General features: G+C 66.1%; 1 protein-coding gene. It reads right to left on the bottom strand.

What is annotated here, in order from left to right; all coding sequences use genetic code 11:
• Window positions 1-1,694 (bottom strand): non-ribosomal peptide synthetase (locus MAXJ12_RS22500; RefSeq protein WP_008838309.1); only part of this gene is annotated, 1,694 nt, incomplete at both ends.

The raw sequence follows: 1,694 nt of genomic DNA, 5'->3' as shown, positions 1-1,694 counted from the left end.
GATGAACCGCTCCGCCGTCAGCTCGGGCCGGTTCAGGTAGCCACGTGCAACCCCCGCCCCGCCAATATAAAGCTCCCCCACCGCCCCGAACGGGACGGGCGCACCATGACCGTCCAGCAGATACACCCGCGTGTTGGCAATCGGGCGGCCGATCGGGACAACTGACCCATCAAAGTCATCGGGACAACTCCAAACCGTCGCGCAGACTGTTGCTTCGGTCGGGCCATAGGCGTTCACGATAGATGCCGAGGCCAGACTTCGGACGAGTTCAGCCTTCGGCAGTTCGCCAGCAAGAATGAGAACTTGCGATGCCAAATATCCCGGATCCCTGCTTGCCTGAAGCAAGGCTGGAGGTAACGTCGCATGGGTTATGGCTTCGCTTCGCAGGTAGTCCGATAGCTTGTTACTCGCCTGGCGGAGCGCGTCCGCAGGCAAGTGCAATGCGGCGCCTGAGCCAAACGCCATGACAAGCTCCCAAGCACTTGCATCAAAGCCGAAGGAGGCAAACTGCACGACACGGCTATTTGAACAGACGCCAAAAAGCTCGATCTGAGCCAACCCCAGATTGACCAGGCTGTGGTGCTCGACCATGACGCCCTTTGGCGTTCCGGTTGAGCCTGAGGTGTAGATCACATAGGCGAGGTGGCGGGATGTGAGGCCAAGCGTGCGCGGGTCGGGGTCCGAAGCCGGCCGTTCGGCCCAGCCCGGCGTGGCCGTCTCCAGATCGATCACCGTCACAGCGGTCAGCACCTCGGGGCCGAGTGCTGCGCGTCCGGCCGCATCGCAAAGCAGCAGCCGCGGCGCGGCATCCTCGACAACCCGCCGCAGCCGCTCGCTGGGATAGCCCGGATCCAGCGGCACATAGGCGCCGCCTGCCTTGAGGATCGCCAAGACACCGACCACCATCGCCGGGCTGCGCTCCAGGCAGATCGCCACCGGCTGGTCCGGCCTGACCCCGAGCGCGATCAGATGATGCGCCAGCCGGTTGGCCCGCGCGTTGAGCTCGCCATAGCTCAGGCGCTCGTCCTCGCAGACCACCGCCACCGCCTCTGGCGCCTTTTGCACCTGCTGCTCGAACAGTTTATGGATGCACCGCTCCGACGGATAGGCCGCCGCCGTCCGGTTCAGATCCTCCAGCAGGTGGGTGCGCTCGGCGGCCGGCAGGATGCCCAGCTCCCGCACCGGCGTATTGGGGGCATGCTCCAGAGCCTCCGCCAGTTGCTCGAGCACGTGCTGCATGTAGCCGCAGACCCGATCCGCAGAGACGGGCTCAGCCACCTGCGCCGTCAGACCGAGCGCCTCGCCAAAATCCTCCACCGACAGGGTCAGCGGATAGTTGGTGCGTTCCTCCCCGCCCAGCCATTCCATGCCGGACAGGACATCATCCGTTCCACCGCCGGCCATGGCCGCCGGCGTGTTGTGGCGGTAGTTCAACAACGCGCTGAACAGCGGCGCCGGCGCCGCAACGCCGCTGCAGCGTTGCGCCAGCGCCAGCGAGGCATGCTCGTGCGCCAGCAGCTCGGAAAGCCGCGCATGCGTGGTCCGCACGCTCGCCTCGACCCCGGTACCGTCCAGGTCAAGCCGCACAGGCAGGGTGTTGATGAACAGGCCCAGCGTGCGGTCGGCGCCCGCACCCGCATGCATGCGGCCGAACAGCACCGTGCCGAACACCACCTGCTCTCGCACGCTGCTGC

It is taken from the genome of Mesorhizobium alhagi CCNWXJ12-2, assembly GCF_000236565.1.
Lineage (GTDB): Bacteria > Pseudomonadota > Alphaproteobacteria > Rhizobiales > Rhizobiaceae > Allomesorhizobium > Allomesorhizobium alhagi.
The sequence above is the reverse complement of the archived record's forward strand: the minus strand, read 5'-3'. Positions and strand labels throughout refer to the sequence as shown.